General features: G+C 61.9%; 14 protein-coding genes, 3 tRNA genes and 1 pseudogene. 16 read left to right on the forward strand and 2 right to left on the reverse strand.

Going from position 1 to position 17,989, the window contains the following annotated elements; genetic code table 11:
- The first annotated feature begins 101 nt into the window (after positions 1 to 101).
- The 8 genes from lon (at position 102) to Q1A53_RS01275 (ending at position 6,150) form a co-directional block, all read left to right on the forward strand.
- A complete protein-coding gene (gene lon / locus Q1A53_RS01240) occupies positions 102 to 2,513 on the forward strand; it encodes an endopeptidase La (protein ID WP_299962162.1) in 2,412 nt (803 codons plus the stop codon).
- 266 nt (positions 2,514 to 2,779) lie between these two features.
- Positions 2,780 to 2,854: transfer RNA gene (locus Q1A53_RS01245), tRNA-Val, on the forward strand.
- 88 nt (positions 2,855 to 2,942) lie between these two features.
- A complete protein-coding gene (locus Q1A53_RS01250; protein ID WP_299963034.1) occupies positions 2,943 to 3,500 on the forward strand; it encodes a histidine phosphatase family protein in 558 nt (185 codons plus the stop codon).
- Positions 3,501 to 3,535: 35 nt separating this feature from the next.
- Positions 3,536 to 3,611, forward strand: a tRNA-Val gene (locus Q1A53_RS01255).
- A 260-nt stretch (positions 3,612 to 3,871) separates the two neighbouring features.
- Positions 3,872 to 4,147 (forward strand): hypothetical protein, encoded by a 276-nt coding sequence (locus Q1A53_RS01260; protein ID WP_299962164.1) that lies wholly within the window; start codon positions 3,872 to 3,874, stop codon positions 4,145 to 4,147.
- A gap of 65 nt (positions 4,148 to 4,212) precedes the next feature.
- Positions 4,213 to 5,151, forward strand: a complete 939-nt coding sequence (locus tag Q1A53_RS01265) for a pirin family protein (RefSeq protein ID WP_299962167.1) — start codon at positions 4,213 to 4,215, stop codon at positions 5,149 to 5,151.
- A gap of 85 nt (positions 5,152 to 5,236) precedes the next feature.
- Positions 5,237 to 5,950: an SGNH/GDSL hydrolase family protein gene (locus Q1A53_RS01270; protein WP_299962168.1), complete on the forward strand. Its 714-nt coding sequence runs from the start codon at positions 5,237 to 5,239 to the stop codon at positions 5,948 to 5,950.
- A 123-nt stretch (positions 5,951 to 6,073) separates the two neighbouring features.
- Positions 6,074 to 6,150, forward strand: a tRNA-Asp gene (locus Q1A53_RS01275).
- Between the two features lie 54 nt (positions 6,151 to 6,204).
- Here Q1A53_RS01275 and Q1A53_RS01280 read toward each other — a convergent pair.
- Both Q1A53_RS01280 and Q1A53_RS01285 read right to left on the reverse strand, forming a co-directional pair.
- A pseudogene (locus Q1A53_RS01280) lies at positions 6,205 to 7,173 on the reverse strand (alpha/beta hydrolase).
- Positions 7,082 to 8,470 (reverse strand): M20/M25/M40 family metallo-hydrolase, encoded by a 1,389-nt coding sequence (locus Q1A53_RS01285; protein WP_299962170.1) that lies wholly within the window; start codon positions 8,468 to 8,470, stop codon positions 7,082 to 7,084. Before Q1A53_RS01285 ends, Q1A53_RS01280 begins: the two are co-directional and overlap by 92 nt.
- A gap of 231 nt (positions 8,471 to 8,701) precedes the next feature.
- Between Q1A53_RS01285 and hemA the strand changes: the two genes are divergently transcribed.
- The 8 genes from hemA to Q1A53_RS01325 all read left to right on the forward strand — a co-directional run bounded on the left by hemA (position 8,702) and on the right by Q1A53_RS01325 (position 17,981).
- Positions 8,702 to 9,925, forward strand: a complete 1,224-nt coding sequence (gene hemA, locus Q1A53_RS01290; protein WP_299962172.1) for a 5-aminolevulinate synthase — start codon at positions 8,702 to 8,704, stop codon at positions 9,923 to 9,925.
- 129 nt (positions 9,926 to 10,054) lie between these two features.
- A complete protein-coding gene (locus Q1A53_RS01295; RefSeq protein WP_299962174.1) occupies positions 10,055 to 11,299 on the forward strand; it encodes a helix-turn-helix domain-containing protein in 1,245 nt (414 codons plus the stop codon).
- Positions 11,300 to 11,631: 332 nt separating this feature from the next.
- Positions 11,632 to 12,762 (forward strand): flavodoxin-dependent (E)-4-hydroxy-3-methylbut-2-enyl-diphosphate synthase, encoded by a 1,131-nt coding sequence (gene ispG, locus Q1A53_RS01300; RefSeq protein WP_299962176.1) that lies wholly within the window; start codon positions 11,632 to 11,634, stop codon positions 12,760 to 12,762.
- Positions 12,763 to 13,428: 666 nt separating this feature from the next.
- Positions 13,429 to 14,577: an ABC transporter substrate-binding protein gene (locus Q1A53_RS01305; protein ID WP_299962178.1), complete on the forward strand. Its 1,149-nt coding sequence runs from the start codon at positions 13,429 to 13,431 to the stop codon at positions 14,575 to 14,577.
- 67 nt (positions 14,578 to 14,644) lie between these two features.
- A complete protein-coding gene (locus Q1A53_RS01310) occupies positions 14,645 to 15,562 on the forward strand; it encodes a branched-chain amino acid ABC transporter permease (RefSeq protein ID WP_299962180.1) in 918 nt (305 codons plus the stop codon).
- Between the two features lies 1 nt (position 15,563).
- Entirely contained in the window at positions 15,564 to 16,547 is a 984-nt protein-coding gene (locus tag Q1A53_RS01315; RefSeq protein WP_299962182.1) for a branched-chain amino acid ABC transporter permease, read from the forward strand.
- Positions 16,540 to 17,295, forward strand: coding sequence for an ABC transporter ATP-binding protein (locus tag Q1A53_RS01320; protein WP_299962184.1), 756 nt, complete (start codon positions 16,540 to 16,542; stop codon positions 17,293 to 17,295). The genes Q1A53_RS01315 and Q1A53_RS01320 overlap by 8 nt, the downstream gene beginning before the upstream one ends.
- On the forward strand, positions 17,292 to 17,981 hold the full coding sequence (locus Q1A53_RS01325) for an ABC transporter ATP-binding protein (RefSeq protein ID WP_299962186.1): 690 nt from the start codon (positions 17,292 to 17,294) through the stop codon (positions 17,979 to 17,981). The genes Q1A53_RS01320 and Q1A53_RS01325 overlap by 4 nt, the downstream gene beginning before the upstream one ends.
- Positions 17,982 to 17,989: the final 8 nt, after the last annotated feature.

Here is a 17,989-nt window from a genome sequence, read left to right on the forward strand (position 1 = left end):
TTCAGGCGGCAGTCGCCCCACCTGTGACGTCCAAGTCGGAGATGGTCGAGCGTTGCTGCAAGAGCGGGACCGGTGCCATCTTGCCAAAATAAGGAAAGAGCATGCAAGAGCCTCTGAATGCGTCCTACCCGGTGTTGCCACTGCGCGATATCGTCGTTTTTCCCCATATGATCGTGCCCTTGTTCGTCGGCCGCGACAAATCCGTCCGCGCCCTCGAAGAGGTCATGGCCGATGACAAGCAGATCCTGCTGTCCAGCCAGATTGACCCGGGCGTGGACGATCCCGACAGTGACGGGATCTACAAGGCGGGCGTGCTCGCGAATGTGCTGCAGCTTCTGAAGTTGCCGGACGGCACGGTAAAGGTGCTGGTCGAAGGTCAGGCGCGGGTCCGCATCACGGAATACCTAGAGAATGACAGCTTTTTCGAGGCCCGTGCCGAGTATCTGACAGAGATGCCCGGCGATGTCGCCACCACGGAGGCGCTGCTGCGGACCGTGTCCGATGAGTTTGAGCGCTACGCCAAGGTCAAAAAGAACGTCCCCGATGAGGCGCTTTCCGCCGTGGGCGAGAGCACCGAAGCCGCGAAACTCGCCGATCTGGTTGCGGGCCATCTGGGTATTGAAGTGCACCAGAAGCAGGATCTGCTCGAAACGCTCAGCGTGAGCGAGCGGCTGGAGAAGGTCTATGGCCTGATGCAGGGCGAGATGTCCGTGCTGCAGGTGGAAAAAAAGATCAAGACCCGCGTCAAGAGCCAGATGGAGCGGACGCAGCGCGAGTACTACCTGAATGAGCAGATGAAGGCGATCCAGCAGGAACTGGGCGATGGCGAGGACGGCAAGAACGAGGTTGCCGAGCTGGAAGCCAAGATCGCCGAGACCAAGCTCAGCAAGGAAGCGCGCGAGAAGGCAGACGCCGAGATCAAGAAGCTCAAGAACATGAGCCCGATGTCCGCTGAAGCGACGGTCGTGCGCAACTACCTCGACTGGATGCTGTCGATCCCTTGGGGCGTGAAATCCCGCGTGAAAAAGGACCTTGGCCGCGCGCAGAAAGTGCTCGATGACGACCACTACGGACTTGAAAAGGTCAAGGAGCGGATCGTCGAGTATCTGGCGGTGCAGCAGCGCTCGACCAAGCTGAAAGGTCCCATCATGTGCCTCGTCGGCCCTCCCGGCGTGGGCAAGACGAGCCTGGGTAAATCGGTGGCCAAGGCCACGGGACGCGAGTTCATCCGCATCAGCCTCGGCGGTGTGCGTGATGAGAGCGAGATCCGCGGTCACCGGCGCACGTATATCGGCTCGATGCCGGGCAAGATCATCCAGGCGCTGAAAAAGGCCAAGACCACGAACCCGCTGATCCTGCTCGACGAGATCGACAAGATGGGTCAGGATTTCCGGGGGGATCCTGCCTCCGCCATGCTCGAAGTGCTGGATCCGGAGCAAAACGGCAGCTTTGTGGACCACTATCTGGAGGTGGAATACGATCTCAGCAACGTGATGTTCCTGACCACGTCGAACAGCTACAACATGCCCGGTCCGCTGCTCGACCGGATGGAGATCATTCCGCTGGCAGGCTACACCGAGGACGAAAAGCGCGAGATTGCGCGGCAGCATCTGGTGCCCAAGCAGATCAAGAACCACGGGCTGAAAGCCAAGGAATTTGACCTGCAGGAAAGCGCGCTGACGGAGATGATCCGTACCTACACGCGTGAGGCGGGTGTGCGGAACCTTGAGCGCGAGATCGCCAAGGTCGCGCGCAAGTCGCTGACCAAGATCATCAAGAAAGAGGCCGACGCGGTCGTGGTGACCGACGAGAACCTCGATGATTTTCTGGGCGTCAAAAAGTATCGCTACGGTCTGGCCGAGAAGGAAGACCAGATCGGTGTTGTCACGGGGCTCGCCTATACCTCCGTGGGAGGTGAGTTGCTGAGCATCGAGGCGCTGCGCCTGCCCGGTAAGGGTCGGATGAAGACCACCGGCAAGCTGGGTGATGTCATGAAGGAGAGCATCGATGCGGCCGCTTCCTATGTCCGCTCGATTAGCCCTCAGATCGGCGTGAAACCGCCTCAGTTCGATCAGTTGGACATCCACGTCCACGTCCCCGATGGCGCCACGCCCAAGGACGGACCAAGTGCGGGGCTGGCCATGGTGACTTCCATCGTGTCGGTGCTGACCAAGATCCCGGTGCGCAAGGATATCGCGATGACCGGCGAGGTCAGTCTGCGCGGCAATGCGATGCCCATCGGCGGATTGAAGGAGAAGCTGCTGGCAGCTCTGCGGGGTGGGATCACCAAAGTGTTGATTCCACGGGAAAACGCCAAGGATCTGGCCGAGATCCCCGACAACGTGAAAGAGGGGTTGGAGATCATTCCGGTCAGTCATGTGTCGGAAGTGCTCGAGCATGCGCTGACCCGTCGGCCCGACCCCATTGAGTGGGATCAGGAGGCCGAAGACGCAGCGGCCGCCGCGGCTTTGGCAGCCAAGTCGGGAACCGGCGATCCGGCCACCGCACACTGATCCAAACCTCTCCTGAAAGCATAGCCCCCGTTCGAAAATCGGACGGGGGGTTTCTTTTGCCGCTTATGCTCTGGCAGGGTGTGAAGCCTCCGCCGGGTCACGGCGACGAATTGCATGGTCTCGAACGCCGGATCCCGCGCCGTCTCGCGATCATCGGCGCGCTCCTGTGTCTATCGACGCCTCACCTTTTCAAAACCCGCGCAAGCCTTCATACCGTGCGTTTTCCCCTTGAAAGGCCGCGCCCGCACGGTTAAATCACGCGCCACGGGTGATTAGCTCAGTGGTAGAGCGCTTCGTTCACATCGAAGATGTCAGGAGTTCAAATCTCTTATCACCCACCATTTTCCACCGCTGCCACGCGCTGAACAGGCGCAGGTGGTCGGCGCACCGAAGGCCTGACTTCAGCCCGTGTTTCCCCCACTCTACATCATGCGCCATGGGCAGACCGAATGGAATGCGCAGCACAGGATTCAAGGTAGCTTGGATTCGCCTCTGACCGAGCTGGGACGCGCCCAGGCCCGGACGCAGCGCAAGCTGCTGCAAGACTGTGACCTGGAAGGCTATCGCGCCCTTTGCAGCCCCCAAGGGCGTGCCTTTCAGACCGCAGCGATCGCGTTGGAGGGCCTTTTTACCCACATCGAGACGGACGCGCGGCTTGCCGAGATCGGGGTTGGTGCCTGGGAGGGCTTGCAGCGGACCGAGTTGACACTGGATCGCGTGGTTGATGAAAGCGAGGAGAGTGCGCTTGATCTTTATGATCGGGCACCGGGCGGAGAGGGATTTGTAGCGCTGCGGGCGCGCTGTGCGTCGTTCATGAATAGTCTCTCTGGCCCGACGGTGCTTGTCACCCATGGTATCACCTCGCGCATGCTGCGCGTCATTGCCCTGAACATGGACATCAGAGAAATCGGGGCCCTGCCGGGGGGGCAGGGCGTGATCTATCATCTGAACCGTGGCACGATGCAGCGGCTGTCGATGGGGGCTTGAAGCGCGGCACGGCTTTGGCTAAACCCCATCGCAGCGGGTCGTTAGCTCAGTTGGTAGAGCGCTTCGTTTACACCGAAGATGTCGGGAGTTCGAGCCTCTCACGACCCACCATGCCTTGTGCGGGGTCCGCGCGCAGCCTTTATCTCTGCAGATGCAAATGCGCGTGAGCGTTATACCGTGGGTTGACAGATGCCCAGCTTCCATTGACACTCAGGCCTGTGGACAAGTCCTAGGAATGCAACGAGCTATGGCGGGCGGTCATTTGGTGCCTTTCCGCGTCGTTATGTTCCCCACAGTTCATTTGTGAGGCGGATGTGCACACCGCGAGATCGTGGCGGCACCTTCGGATAAGAGTTGAGAGCGGACACGATATGACCGTGCCGACGGCTGACATTTCCTCCGAGGTTGTGGACCTGAACGCGGCGCTGGCCGCTCTCGATGGCTTGCCCAACAGGGACAGGGTGCGGCTGTCCATGCAGATCGCAGCACAGTTTCTTGAATACGCGGCCTTCGAGATGGCGTTGGAACAGGGCGCCTGCGACGTGTCCGAGATTATCCATATGGCAGCCAAGCTGGACCAGGCCGCGCGCCGGATCGAGCGGGCGACAGCGCTCGCCCATCAAGGATCGGCGATGCACAAGATGTGAGTGCGACGTTGCGCTGGCTGCTGCGTCCGGTATGTTTTCAAGGAGGCTGGCAGAGGAGAAACCCGGTGAGCTGGAACCCCGCGCTTGATCCCGATTGCCCGACAGGCGATGCCGTGGATGCGATTGAGACGGTCATCGTGCCCCGGGCGCGTGATCTCGGTGGCTTTGAGGTGCGGCGCGCTTTGCCTGCACCGAAACGGCAGATGGTCGGTCCCTTCATCTTTTTTGACCAGATGGGCCCCGCGGAATTCGTGACCGGCAAGGGGATTGACGTGCGTCCGCATCCGCATATCGGGCTGGCGACTGTCACCTATCTTTACACGGGCAAGATCCATCACCGTGACAGTCTTGGCACGGATCAGTGGATCGAACCGGGCGCGGTGAACTGGATGGTGGCGGGCCACGGCATTACGCATTCCGAACGGACCGATGGTGACATTCGCACGCGCCCGCATGATCTTTTCGGGATCCAGACCTGGGTGGCGCTGCCCGAGGCGGCGGAGGATGATGCCGCCGCGTTCGAGCATGCGCCCAAGGACAGCCTGCCAATGCTCGACGGGGAGGGCAAACAGGTGCGTCTGATCCTCGGGACGGCCTACGGCGAAACGGCCCCGGTCAAGACCTATTCGGAGATGTTCTATGCCGACGCGCTGTTGCAGCCGGGCGCCCGCATTCCCCTGCCGGACGATCACGAGGACAGGGGCGTCTATGTCGTCTCCGGCGAAATCACGGTCGCGGGAGAGCGGTTCGAGGCCGGGCAGATGATGGTCTTTCGCCCGGGCGACGGCATAACGCTTGTGGCGGGCGACGCAGGTGCCCGGCTGATGCTGCTGGGCGGGGCGACGTTGGAGGGGCCGCGTCACATCTGGTGGAATTTCGTGGCCTCCTCAAAGGACCGTATTGACGCCGCCAAGGAAGCATGGCGGGCGGGCGACTGGGCGCACGGGCGGTTTCAACTGCCACTGGGGGATGAGGATGAATTCATCCCGCTGCCAACGCGCTGAGACAGGCTGGCCACGATGTACGTGAAGCAAGCCGAATACCTGTGCTGACCGTGATTTCGGGTGCTCTGGAACCCAGAGCCCCGGCATGATCCAGCGGGTCCGCCAGATATTGCTGGCTCCGGTGCTTGGCGCTCAAGCGGTGCAGGTGATCCGGCGCACGCCACGGCTGCCGGAGGCGGCGGGTCCCCGCAGCGGAGAGGTTGGTACCGGAGAGCCGCTTTCTTTGCTGGTTGTCGGGGATTCCTCGGCTGCCGGGGTTGGTGTCTCCGACCAAGAAAGCGCCTTGTCGGGGCAGTTGACCCGAGGTCTCGCCGATCACTATTCGGTACGTTGGCAATTGGTGGCCCGCACCGGGATGACGACCGCGCGCATGGTAGATTATCTGGACCGATCCGCCCCCGAAGAGGCCGTGATCGCGGTGACGGCTCTAGGTGTCAATGACGCCACGCGGCTGGTTGCCCCGCGCCGCTGGGTCGCGCAAACGCGAGCGCTGCACCACGTGCTGCGGAGCCGTTTTGGTGTGCAGCGGATCTATGTCACCGCCATGCCGCCTCTGGACGCGTTTCCCGCTTTGCCACAACCCTTGGCCAACCTGCTCGGTGCTCAGGCGAGGGCCATGTGGGAGGCATTGCGGTCGGACTGTGCCGATGACCCTTCGGTGCGGTTGTTCGTGCCGGACTGGGGGCTGGACAGCGCTCAGATGGCGCGCGACGGCTTTCACCCCGGTGCTGCGATCTACGCCCGCTGGGGCCAGTCGCTGGCACAGCAGATCCTGCGGGACGGGCCCGTGGTCCGTTGACAGCACGCGTGGCCACCGCACACCAAAAAAGTGACGGAACGAGGCGCCAATCTGCTTGACGTGCCCACGGACGCCGCCTAAGACGTCCCAACGCGGCGCAGAGTGCTGTGGCGCGTGCAGTGGGCGGTTGTAGCTCAGTTGGTTAGAGTACCGGCCTGTCACGCCGGGGGTCGCGGGTTCGAGCCCCGTCAACCGCGCCACCGCTGCTTGAAAAGGGATCCTCTCGGGTCCCTTTTTCAGTTTTTGGCCGGTGCTCAGCCGCGCGTCTGAGAGTGGCGCATCAGAAAATCCTTCAGTGTCGCCACGGTCTCGTCCGGCGACTGATCCACGAAAAAATGCCCGCCTGAGATCGCGGCGCTTTCCATCTGGCTGAGCCGCTGGGCCCAGGTGGCGGGCACATCGTAGTGATCCGCCATCACGCCCTGCGCACCGTAGAGCACAAGCGCGGGGCAGGTGACCTGCCGCCCCAGATCCGCCGCATCCAGATCGAAATCCAGCGTGAGCGCCGCACGGTAATCGGCACACATGCCGCGGATCGTTTCGGGCTGGCGCCAGGCATGCCGGTAGGCTGCCAGCGCGTCCGGGTCGAAATCCTCCAGCGTCGCGGCACCCCACCCCAGCAGGCAGCGTTCAAAGTAGCTGTCCGGATCCGCCACAATCATCCGTTCCGGGAAGGGGTAGGGTTGGGCGAGGAAAAACCAGTGATAATAGGCGGCGGCAACCTCGCGCGACAGATCATTCAGCAAAAGATGCGTGGGCACGATGTCCATGACAGTCAGGGTCTCGACCCGCTCCGGTGCGTCCAGCGCGAGCCGGTGCGCCACCCGCCCGCCGCGGTCGTGTCCCGCCAGGTGGAACCTGTCGTGACCGAGCGCGTCTATCAGCCTTCAGACATCTTCCGCCATGTGCCGAAAGCTGTAGGCATCGGTGCCCTCGGGCTTGCCGCTGTCACCGTAGCCGCGCAGGTCCGGTGCAACGACCGTGAAATCCGTGCTTAAGCTGCCCGCCACCGCGCGCCACATCGCATGGGTCTGCGGGAACCCGTGCAACAGGATCAGTGGCGGCCCCTTGCCTGTTTGCGCATAGCAGATCCGCTGCCCCGCGGCCTCCAGAACCTGCGGGGTGAACGGGTCAGTCACCGGCGCCGTCCTGTGCCAGTGCCGCGAGGATCCGGGCCCAGCTGCGAATGCCCTTGTGAAAGCTTTCCACGTCGTATTTCTCATTGGGTGAATGGATCGCGTCGTCGTCCTTGGCAAAGCCGATCAGCATCGGTGTCGTGCCGAGAATGTTGTGGAAATGGCCTGCAATGGGGATGGAGCCGCCGCAGCCGACATAGGCCGCTGGCACCTCCCATTCTGCGCTGAGCGCGCGGCGCGCGGCGTCAAACGCGGGATCTTGCGTGGAGGTGACCGACGCCCGGCTGGCCCCGTGGTCATCAAAGCTGACCTCGCAATCGGCGGGCAGCATGTCGCGGACCATGGTGCGAAAGCTGTCACGGATGGCCAGCGGGTCCTGATCCCCCACCAGCCGGAACGACACCTTGGCCTGTGCTTTTGACGGCAGCACCGTCTTGAACCCTTCGCCTGTATAGCCGCTCCACATGCCGTTGATCTCGCAGGTGGGCCGGGACCAGATCATCTCCAGCGGCGTGCGGTCCTGCTCGCCCGCAGGATCCGCCAAACCTACGGTCTCGAGAAAATTCGCATGATCAAATGCGAGCCCCTGCCACTGCGCCTCGATGTCGTCGGGCAGGTCCGGCACGCCGTCGTAGAAGCCCGGAACCGTCACCCGGCCTTGCTCATCATGCAGTGCGCCCAGCACCTTGGCCATCACCCGTGCGGGGTTTATGGCGATGCCACCGTACATCCCCGAATGGAGGTCGATACGCGGTCCGGTGATGGTGATCTGCTCACCGAGCAGCCCGCGCAGCATGGTCACGATGGCGGGGGTGCGGCTTTCAAAAAGCCCGGTATCGCAGATCAGCGCAAGATCGGATTTCAGCTCGTCCGCGTTCTCTTTCATGAAGGGCACCAGAGAGGGCGAGCCGCTCTCCTCCTCTCCCTCGAAGAAGAACGTGATCTTGCACGGCAGGCTGCCATAGACATCCTTCCAGGCTCGGCAAGCCTCGATAAACGTCATCAGCTGGCCTTTGTCGTCAGAGGACCCGCGCCCCCGGATCACCCGGCCATTGGCGGTTTCCTCCACTTTGGGATCAAACGGATCGCTCTCCCATAACTTAATTGGATCAACCGGTTGGACGTCATAGTGCCCGTAAAACAGCAGATGTGGCCCGGTGCCGTCCGTTTGACCGACGACCATCGGATGCCCGGGGGTGGTGCGTTTTTCCGCGTGGACCCCGAGGCTTTGCAGATCGGCAACCAGCCAGTCCGCGGCACGGTCACAGGCCTCCTCATAGGCCGGATCGGTCGAGATCGACGGGATCCGCAGCAGCGCCATCAGTCGCGCCATGGCAGCGGGCAGATCGGCATCAATGCGGGCGAGGACTGCGTCGATGGACATGGGGCGGCTCCTTTGAATTTTGCCGCAGCCTAGCAGCGGCGCGGGTGAGGGCAAGCGCTGGATCCCAGTGCTGCGACCTTGGGAAAAACGCTGAAAATACCCGACCGAGCGTTAGCCTGCGACATGGTGCGCAGCGCAGGGTCATTGAACCTTAATTCCTGCGCCTATATTGGGTTTAGAAAGATTCCAATTGTGGTCCCGCGGCCCGGGATCACGGCGAGGAGAATTCGGGTGAGCTACGACGACAAGCTGGATCAGGCCTTGGCACGTTTGCACGATGAAGGCCGCTACCGGACCTTTATCGATATCGAACGGCACAAGGGCCATTACCCGCACGCGACCCGGACACGCCCCGATGGCAGCCGTCAGTCGGTCACGGTCTGGTGCGGCAATGATTACCTGGGTATGGGCCAGCATCCGGTCGTGCTCTCCGCCATGCACGAGGCGCTGGATGCCACTGGCGCAGGCTCCGGCGGCACCCGGAACATCTCGGGCACCACGGTCTATCACAAACGGTTGGAGGCGGAGCTGGCAGATCTCCACGGCAAGGAAGCGGCACTGCTGTTCACCTCTGCCTACATCGCCAATGATGCCACCCTGTCCACGTTGCCGAAGCTCTTTCCCGGTCTCATCATCTATTCGGACGCGCTCAATCACGCGTCCATGATCGAGGGCGTGCGGCGCAACGGCGGTGCCAAGCGGATCTTTCAACACAACGACGTGGAGCACCTCAGAGAGTTGCTGGCGGCGGATGATCCGGCGGTGCCAAAGATCATCGCTTTTGAATCGATTTATTCGATGGACGGTGATTTCGGCCCGATCCAGGCGATCTGCGATCTGGCAGACGAGTTCAACGCGCTGACCTATATCGATGAGGTGCATGCCGTCGGCATGTATGGCCCGCGCGGGGCAGGGGTCGCGGAACGGGACCGGTTGATGCACCGCCTGGACATCATCAACGGCACGCTGGCCAAGGCCTACGGTGTCATGGGTGGCTATATCGCCGCATCGGCCAAGATGTGCGACGCCATCCGCTCCTATGCGCCGGGGTTCATCTTTACGACTTCTTTACCGCCTTCGGTGGCCGCCGGGGCTGCTGCATCGGTTGCTTTTCTGAAGACGGCGCCCGACCTGCGCGAGGCGCATCAGACCCAGGCGCGCATTCTCAAAATGCGGCTCAAAGGGTTGGGTTTGCCGATCATTGATCATGGCAGCCATATCGTTCCCGTGATGGTCGGTGATCCGGTCCATACCAAGATGCTGAGCGATATGCTCTTGGAAGATCACGGAATTTACGTCCAGCCCATCAACTTCCCGACCGTACCAAGAGGCACGGAACGGCTTCGGTTTACCCCGTCGCCGGTACACGGTCCGCGGGAAATGGATGCTTTGGTGCAAGCAATGGACGCGCTGTGGTCGCATTGTGCGCTAAATCGCGCCGAAGCGGTTGGCTAGCATCCCGCGGGATGAATTTGCAGTTGTCTTGTGTTAACCTAGCATAAACAACAGGTCAGGTACGAATCGTGGGGACGATTCTCAGCCTGACGGAGGCGTTAGGCAGCTTCGGGGACATAGGGCAAGACTATGATTGGGCGCAAGCACTCCAAGAGTGTCAAGGACGATGTTGAGCGTAAGGGGTTCGATGACTTCGAACTTCGGCTTGGTGACGTCATGCGCGGTGAACGGGCCACCATGGGCAAATCGCTCCTGGATGTGCAACGCGAGCTGCGGATCAAGGCCGCCTATATCGCTGCCATTGAAAACTGCGATCCCGATGCTTTTGATACCCCCGGTTTCATCGCCGGCTACGTCAGATCCTATGCGCGTTATCTGGGCATGGATCCTGACGAGGCCTTCGAGACCTTCTGCGCTGAGAGTAATTTTGCCGTCGCCCATGGAATGTCTTCCAAGGCGTCGGTCATTAAGAAATCGGGTCGAGAGGAGGCGCGGGGGCGCTCTATGGACGCAGACATGTTCAACAGGCCCGGCACGCCTTTTGTGCCCACGCGAGAAGGGTTCTTTGCCGGGATCGAGCCAAGCGCGATTGGATCGTCGCTGGTCTTGCTCGCCCTGATTGGCGCGATTGGCTTTGGCAGCTATTCCGTCCTGCAAGAGGTGCAGCGGGTGCAGGTCGCACCGGTTGAGCAGGCGCCGATCGTGCTGTCGGACCTTGATCCTTTGGACGGCGTTCTGTCGGCCGCACCGGATGCGACCAGCACAGCAGCCCCCACCGCCATGGATCAACCCCGGGCCGAGGCGCTGGACAGGCTCTACCGCCCACAAGCCCTTGATGTGCCGGTGCTGGTGGCGCGTGATGCGCCGATCTCGACCATTGATCCTCGCTCCTCTGGCCTTTTTGCGCGCGCAGAGACGCCCGAGCCCGACGTGCCAGCCGAGCAAAGCTTTGCGGGCGCCATTGATCACGCTGTGTCGCAGTCTCTGGCAGAGGCACCCGGCGTGGTGCCGCAGGTGGTCAAGGATAGAGGTCCTGCGTTGCGCATGGTTGCTGTCCGCCCTTCCTGGGTCCGGATCACGGCGGCCGATGGCACCGTCATTTACGAAACAATTATGGAACCCGGTGAAGTATGGGACGCTCCTGCTTCGGAGGCGCCAGCCACCCTGCGCACCGGCGAAAGCGGTGCGATCTATTTCTCCATGAGCGGCGAGTACTACGGACCCGTCGGCGAAACCGGTACGGTCACATCCCGCCTGGCGCTTGATGTGGAGACGCTGAAGTCCCGCTACACTGTTGCAGATTTGGCCTCCGACGAAGCCCTTGCGACAACAGTGGTGGAGTTGCAGACACCTGCCGCTACCCCATCGGAGTAGCGCTAAGGCTATTTCATCGGTGGGAAGGCCCAACCGAGTGCGTGATCAAAAGGTACGCGCTGGCAGTGTGTGGCGATCATCTCCCTTGATATCAACTGCCCAGCACATGTGCTGGTCTGTGTCATGGGCATTTGCCGACCCATACTGAGATGGTTTCGGAACCGGCGGTTAGACTTCCTCCCGATCTTTGACTGTGCATCGCTTTTGACATCCCAAGCCAACCGCCCGATTTGCGCGCCAGTCTACCGCGACCACCTGACGCGATGAAGCCATTGCGACCCCCCGCCGGAGCCTCTATCCTAGCAGCACCTTTACTGCATAGGATTGCCACGATGTCCCTCAACCATGTCCGCCCGTGGCGCAACATCTACCGGCGGACCTCCCGGCAGATCATGGTTGGCAATGTCCCGGTTGGGGGGGATGCGCCCATCACCGTGCAGACCATGACCAACACGCTGACCACAGATGTGCCGGCGACGATTGCTCAGATCCAGGCGGCGACAGACGCGGGAGCGGACATCGTGCGCGTCTCGGTCCCGGACGAGGCCTCGTCAAAGGCCCTTCGGGAGATCGTGGCCGAGGTATCGGTGCCGATCGTCGCTGACATCCATTTCCACTACAAGCGCGGGATCGAGGCAGCAGAAGCTGGCGCCGCGTGTCTGCGCATCAATCCCGGGAACATCGGCGACGAAAAGCGCGTTCGCGAGGTCATCAAGGCGGCACGGGATCATAATTGTTCGATGCGCATTGGGGTCAATGCGGGCAGCCTGGAAAAGCATCTGCTCGACAAATATGGTGAGCCATGCCCGGACGCGATGGTGGAATCCGGTCTGGATCACATCAAGATCCTGCAGGACAACGATTTTCACGAGTTCAAGATCAGCTGCAAGGCATCGGATGTCTTCATGGCCGCCGCGGCCTATCAGCAACTGGCCGAGGCAACGGATGCGCCCATTCATCTGGGCATCACCGAGGCGGGAGGCCTGATGTCGGGCACGATCAAATCGGCCATCGGGCTGGGAAATCTTCTCTGGATGGGCATCGGTGATACCATCCGTGTGAGCCTCTCTGCCGATCCGGTTGAGGAGGTCAAGGTAGGCTACGAGATCCTGAAATCGCTTGGTCTTCGCCACCGCGGTGTCAACATCATCAGCTGCCCCAGCTGCGCCCGTCAGGGCTTTGATGTCATCAAGACGGTCGAGGCTCTGGAAAAGCGGCTGGAGCATATCAAGACGCCCATGAGCCTCAGCATTATCGGCTGTGTGGTGAATGGCCCAGGCGAGGCGTTGATGACAGATGTCGGGTTTACCGGGGGGGGCGCGGGATCCGGGATGGTCTATCTTGCGGGCAAGCAGAGCCACAAGATGGGCAATGACGAGATGATCGAGCACATCGTCGAACAGGTGGAGCGTAAGGCCGAGGAATTGGAAGCGCAGGCTGCCGTCCCGAGTGCTGCAGAGTAACGCTGACCGAACTGTTCGCAAAGTAAACGGCGAGCAGCCTCATGGCAAAAGGCCCTGGATAGTTCCACGGCCTTTTTCACGGTGACAACCGATCACGTGGCTGTCCAGCCGGACTGATTTGCCTGTTTGGGTGCACCATCGATTTCAAAGAGCGTCTTTGGCAAGGGCCGGGTGCAATAGGTTCCCGACGCGGCCGATGACGATCTCGCGCCGCGCCCGGCAGGTCGCGTTCCAAATGGTCCCTGTGATCGCGGTGTGCTATGGGCGCCCTAAAATCACACCCTGAGAGTATTGGACCGCGGAAAATGCGTTCAAGCGGTGTGAAACGCGCATAAAACCGGCAATGTTGGCGTGGCAACCGTTCTCATTGGCGAAGACATCGTACCTGTGCTGATGGACAGGTCGCTAAATGCTCTGGATTTCAGCACAGGTCGCACACGACGGCCCGTGACCGAGGTGCCTCCACACAGCTGGCCCGGTCGTTGCACGGCACCAACCCCACATACTCCAGCGTAAGGGCAAACAATCAACCTGTTGAAAGCCAAGGTAGCGCGGGTCGGGGAGAGGACTTCAGTGCACGATGGACAATCCAGGCTCGGCTGTTCAAACTTGCGCAAAAGAATCCGAAGGGTGACCAAGACACCCGGAGACAAAGGGAGAGACCACATGCACTTCAAATCATTGATCCTCGCGACGGCACTGGCCGCCACGGCCACGTCAGGCATCGCGGACGAACATGCGGGGTCCGTCAAGGTCGGTATGATCACCACCCTGTCAGGTGGTGGCGCGGGTCTTGGCATCGATGTGCGCGATGGTTTCATGCTGGCCGCGAAGATGGCCGGAAACGACAAGCTGGACGTCGTGATCGAGGACGATCAGCGCAAACCCGAGATCGCCGTGCAACTGGCCGACAAGATGATCCAATCCGAAAAGGTGGACATCATGACCGGCATCATCTTTTCCAACCTCGCCATGGCCGTGATCCCCGCGGCAACGGCGCAGGGCAAGTTCTATATCTCGCCAAATGCAGGTCCGTCCGCTCTTGCCGGTCGGGGGTGTCATCCGCTCTACTTCAACGTGGCCTGGCAGAACGACAATCTGCACGAGGCCGCAGGGGCCTATGCCAATGACGCGGGCTACAGCAATTCCTTTATCCTCGCGCCCAACTATCCGGCAGGCCAGGATGCGCTGACCGGCTACAAGCGGATGTATGAGGGCGAGCTGGCAGGCGAGCTTTATACGTCGCTGGGACAGACCGACTATGCGGCGGAGCTTGCGCAGATCCGGGCGAGCGGGGCGGACTCCGTCTTTTTCTTCCTGCCTGGCGGCATGGGCATTTCCTTTCTCAAGCAATACGCGGGCTCCGGGATTGATCTGCCCGTGGTGGGGCCTGCCTTCAGCTTTGACCAGGGGATCCTGCAAGCGGTAGGCGCGGCGGCCCTGGGGATCAAGAACACCTCGCAATGGAACAAGGACATCGACAACCCGGCCAATGCGGCCTTTGTCGAGGCGTTTCAGGCCGAATATGGCCGCCTGCCGTCGCTCTACGCAAGCCAGGGATATGACGCGGCCAATCTGATCCTGAGTGCCATGGCCAAGGCTGAGGTGACAGATACCGACGCCTTCCGTGCGGCACTGGCCGAGGCCGATTTCGACAGTGTTCGCGGTGATTTCAGCTTCGGCCCCAACCAGCATCCGATCCAGGACTACTACGTGCGCGAGGTCATTCAGGAAGGCGACGTCTTCACCAACAAGATCATCGGCGCCAGCCTGACCGATCACGGTGATGTCTACGCGGCAGAGTGCAGCTACTGATCCTTCCTGCGGCCGTCCCGTTTCAGGGGCGGCAGCCTGCCCGACCTGCCTGCGGAGCCGTTCGCACATGACCACGCTTTTGCTGATCGAGCAGATCCTCAATGGTCTGCAATTCGGTGTCATGCTGTTTCTGATGGCGGCCGGGCTGACGCTGATCTTTGGCGTGATGGGGCTGATCAACCTGGCACATGGCTCGCTTTACATGATCGGCGCCTTCGCGGCGGCGGCGGTGGCGGGCGCGACGGGATCGTTCCTGCTGGCGCTCGTGGCGAGCCTTGCGGCGGCTGCAGCGGCGGGTGCGCTGATCGAGCTTGTGGTGATCCGCAGGCTTTATGACCGCGACCATCTGGATCAGGTTCTGGCGACCTTTGCGCTCATCTTGATTTTTTCCGAAGGGACCCGCTGGATCTTTGGGTCTTTTCCTCTGTTTCTCGACATTCCTGCGGCGCTTGCCGGCCCGGTCAGCCTGCCTGGCGGGATCCAGTATCCGGCGTACCGGCTGCTGATCATCGCCATTGGTCTCGCGGTCGCTGTGGGGCTGTTCCTGCTGATCAGCCGAACCCGTCTGGGCATCCGTATTCGCGCGGGCGAGAGTGACCGGGAGATGATCGCAGCGCTCGGCGTTGACATCTGGCGTCTCTACACGGCTGTCTTTGCGCTTGGCGCCGCGCTGGCGGGGCTCGCGGGCGCGCTGGTCGGCGCGATCCAGTCCGTACAGGTCGGCATGGGAGAGCCGGTTTTGATCCTGGCCTTTGTCGTCATCGTCATCGGTGGCATCGGGTCGGTCAAGGGAGCGCTGGTCGGTGCGCTGCTGGTGGGGCTGACGGATACGCTGGGCGGTGTTCTTCTGCCCGGCCTTTTCGCGACCTTCATGGACCCTGCTGCGGCTACAGCGGTAGGCGCGTCGCTCGCCTCGATGGCGATCTATATCCTCATGGCCGCGGTGCTGATCTTTCGGCCCACGGGCCTCTACGGGCGGGCCTGAGATGACCCGCGCAGGACTGCTGAACATCCTTCTTTTCGTGATGCTGCCGGTCACGGCGGTGGCTGCCCTGCTGCTGGATGAGCCGTTTATCATCACGCTGGCGACCAAGGCCGCGATCCTGGCGCTGGCGGCGGTGGGGCTTAACATCGCGCTCGGCCTTGGTGGGCTGGTCAGCCTGGGGCATGCGGCGTTCTTCGGGATCGGTGGCTATGCCATGGGCATTCTCGCATCACACGCGCAGAGTTTCACACCCCTGATGCAGGTGCCCGTCGTTATCGAAGGGACCAAGTCGATGCCCATCATCTGGCTTGTGGCGGTGGTTGCGGGGGCGCTTGCAGCCCTTGCGATCGGAGCGTTGAGCCTGCGCACCACGGGTGTTTACTTCATCATGATCACGCTCGCGTTCGGGCAGATGCTTTACTACTTTGCTGTCGGCTGGCCCGCCTACGGAGGGGAGGATGGGTTGTCCATCTACGTCCGCAACGGCTTTCCCGGGATGAACACGCTCGATCCCATCCAGTTCTTCGTCATTGCGTTCGCTGTACTCAGCGTTGTGTTGCTGATCGCGGGGCGACTGGCTGCATCGCCTTTCGGGCTCGCTTTGCAAGCGGCGCGGCAAAATCCCGAACGGGTGGAGACGATAGGCCTGTCGCCTTACGGGCTGCGGCTTCTGGCGTTCGTGATCTCGGGGGCGATCACGGCGCTGGCAGGCGCGCTCTTTGCCGATCTGAACCGCTTTGTCAGCCCGACGATGCTCAGCTGGCACATGTCGGGCGAGATCATGATCTTTGTCATATTGGGCGGGGTCGGGCGGCTCTTTGGCCCTGTGGCAGGGGCCGCGCTCTTTATCCTGTTGGAGCATGTGCTGGGCGGGTTGAGCGATTTCTGGCACGTTTATCTGGGATTGCTGCTGCTCGGTGTGGTGCTTTTTGCCCGTGGCGGTCTGATCGGAGCGTTGGCCGGGCGGGACGTGGCCCATGACTGAAGCGCTTCTGGAGACGCGGGGGTTGGTCAAGTCCTTTGGCGCACTCAGGGCAACGGACGCGGTGTCGCTGACGCTGCATCCAGGTGAGATCCACGCGTTGATCGGACCGAACGGCGCCGGAAAATCCACCCTGATCAAGCAGATCGCGGGCGGGCTGGCACCCGACGCGGGCAGCATCTGGTTCGACGGTCGGGATGTGACTGCCATGGGGACGGTGGCGCGCGCGCGAGCAGGGCTGGGGCGGACATTTCAGATTTCCTCGCTGGCGATGGAGTATACCGCACTGCAGAACGCGATGCTCGGCGCGCTCGGGGCGCGGGGCACCGTCTGGCGGTTCTTTCGACCGGTCATGGGCGATGCGGATCTGCGCCAAACCGCGCTTGATGCGCTGGCCCGCGTCGGGCTGGAGGCACAGGCGACCACCCGCGCCGCAGAGCTGAGCCACGGTCAGCGACGGCTGCTGGAGGTTGCGGTGGCGCTGACCCTCAAGCCCCGCGCGTTCCTGATGGATGAACCCATGGCGGGATTGGGCACCCGGGGCTCCAAACGGATGACGGCGTTTCTGGACACGCTGCGCGCGCAAGCCCCGATCCTGTTGGTGGAACATGACATGGATGCGGTTTTTGCGCTGGCGGACCGTATTTCGGTGCTGGTTTACGGTCAGATCATTGCCACGGGGACCGCTGCTGAAATCCGCGCCAATGAGCATGTGCGCGCTGCTTATCTGGGGGAGGAGGATCCCGCATGAGCTTTCTGACGCTGCGGGGCGTTGAGGCCTCCTATGGTGCGTCACAGACCCTTTTCGGTGTGGATCTGGACATGGCCGAAGGCGAGGTCTGTGCGTTGATGGGCCGCAACGGCATGGGCAAATCCACCACGATCAAGGTGATCTGCCGCTTGCTGAAACATGACCGAGGAGAGGTCAGCTTTGCAGGACAAGACCTTGGCGCCCTTCCGGCCCACAAGGCCGCGCGCGCCGGTTTGGGGCTGGTGCCCGAGGGGCGGCGTTGTTTTGCAAATCTGACGGTGTTTGAGAACCTGATTGCCGCGGCGCGGCCTGGGTCGTGGGATTTTGCGGCAGTGGCGCGACTGTTTCCGCGGCTGGAGGAGCGGCAAGGCCAGTCTGCCGCCTCTCTGTCCGGTGGGGAGCAGCAGATGCTGTCGATCGGACGGGCGCTGATGACCAACCCGCGGCTTTTGCTGTTGGATGAGGCCACCGAAGGTCTCGCGCCGGTTGTCCGCCAGGAGATCTGGGCCGCGATCCGAGCGCTCAAAACCAGAGGCGATATGACCATCCTTTTGGTCGACAAATCTCTGACGGAACTGCGGCAGATCGCGGATCGCGGCGTTATTCTGGAGCGCGGCAGCGTGGTCTGGTCCGGCGCCATGGATGCGGTGACGCATGAGATCGCCGATCAATACCTGGGGGTTTAGCCGCGCCA

Origin of the sequence: uncultured Roseobacter sp. (genome assembly GCF_947496515.1) — a bacterium.
Classification (GTDB): Bacteria; Pseudomonadota; Alphaproteobacteria; order Rhodobacterales; family Rhodobacteraceae; genus Roseobacter.

Bases quoted from the DNA above. Each gene is read 5' to 3' on its own strand.
- Q1A53_RS01270 (WP_299962168.1), top strand. From the start codon at position 5,237: ATGATCCAGCGGGTCCGCCAGATATTGCTGGCTCCGGTGCTTGGCGCT.
- Q1A53_RS01285 (WP_299962170.1), bottom strand. From the start codon at position 8,470: ATGTCCATCGACGCAGTCCTCGCCCGCATTGATGCCGATCTGCCCGCT.
- Q1A53_RS01250 (WP_299963034.1), top strand. From the start codon at position 2,943: ATGCGCCATGGGCAGACCGAATGGAATGCGCAGCACAGGATTCAAGGT.
- Q1A53_RS01310 (WP_299962180.1), top strand. From the start codon at position 14,645: ATGACCACGCTTTTGCTGATCGAGCAGATCCTCAATGGTCTGCAATTC.
- Q1A53_RS01320 (WP_299962184.1), top strand. From the start codon at position 16,540: ATGACTGAAGCGCTTCTGGAGACGCGGGGGTTGGTCAAGTCCTTTGGC.
- Q1A53_RS01325 (WP_299962186.1), top strand. From the start codon at position 17,292: ATGAGCTTTCTGACGCTGCGGGGCGTTGAGGCCTCCTATGGTGCGTCA.
- Q1A53_RS01305 (WP_299962178.1), top strand. From the start codon at position 13,429: ATGCACTTCAAATCATTGATCCTCGCGACGGCACTGGCCGCCACGGCC.
- Q1A53_RS01295 (WP_299962174.1), top strand. From the start codon at position 10,055: ATGATTGGGCGCAAGCACTCCAAGAGTGTCAAGGACGATGTTGAGCGT.
- Q1A53_RS01315 (WP_299962182.1), top strand. From the start codon at position 15,564: ATGACCCGCGCAGGACTGCTGAACATCCTTCTTTTCGTGATGCTGCCG.
- ispG (WP_299962176.1), top strand. From the start codon at position 11,632: ATGTCCCTCAACCATGTCCGCCCGTGGCGCAACATCTACCGGCGGACC.
- Q1A53_RS01260 (WP_299962164.1), top strand. From the start codon at position 3,872: ATGACCGTGCCGACGGCTGACATTTCCTCCGAGGTTGTGGACCTGAAC.
- lon (WP_299962162.1), top strand. From the start codon at position 102: ATGCAAGAGCCTCTGAATGCGTCCTACCCGGTGTTGCCACTGCGCGAT.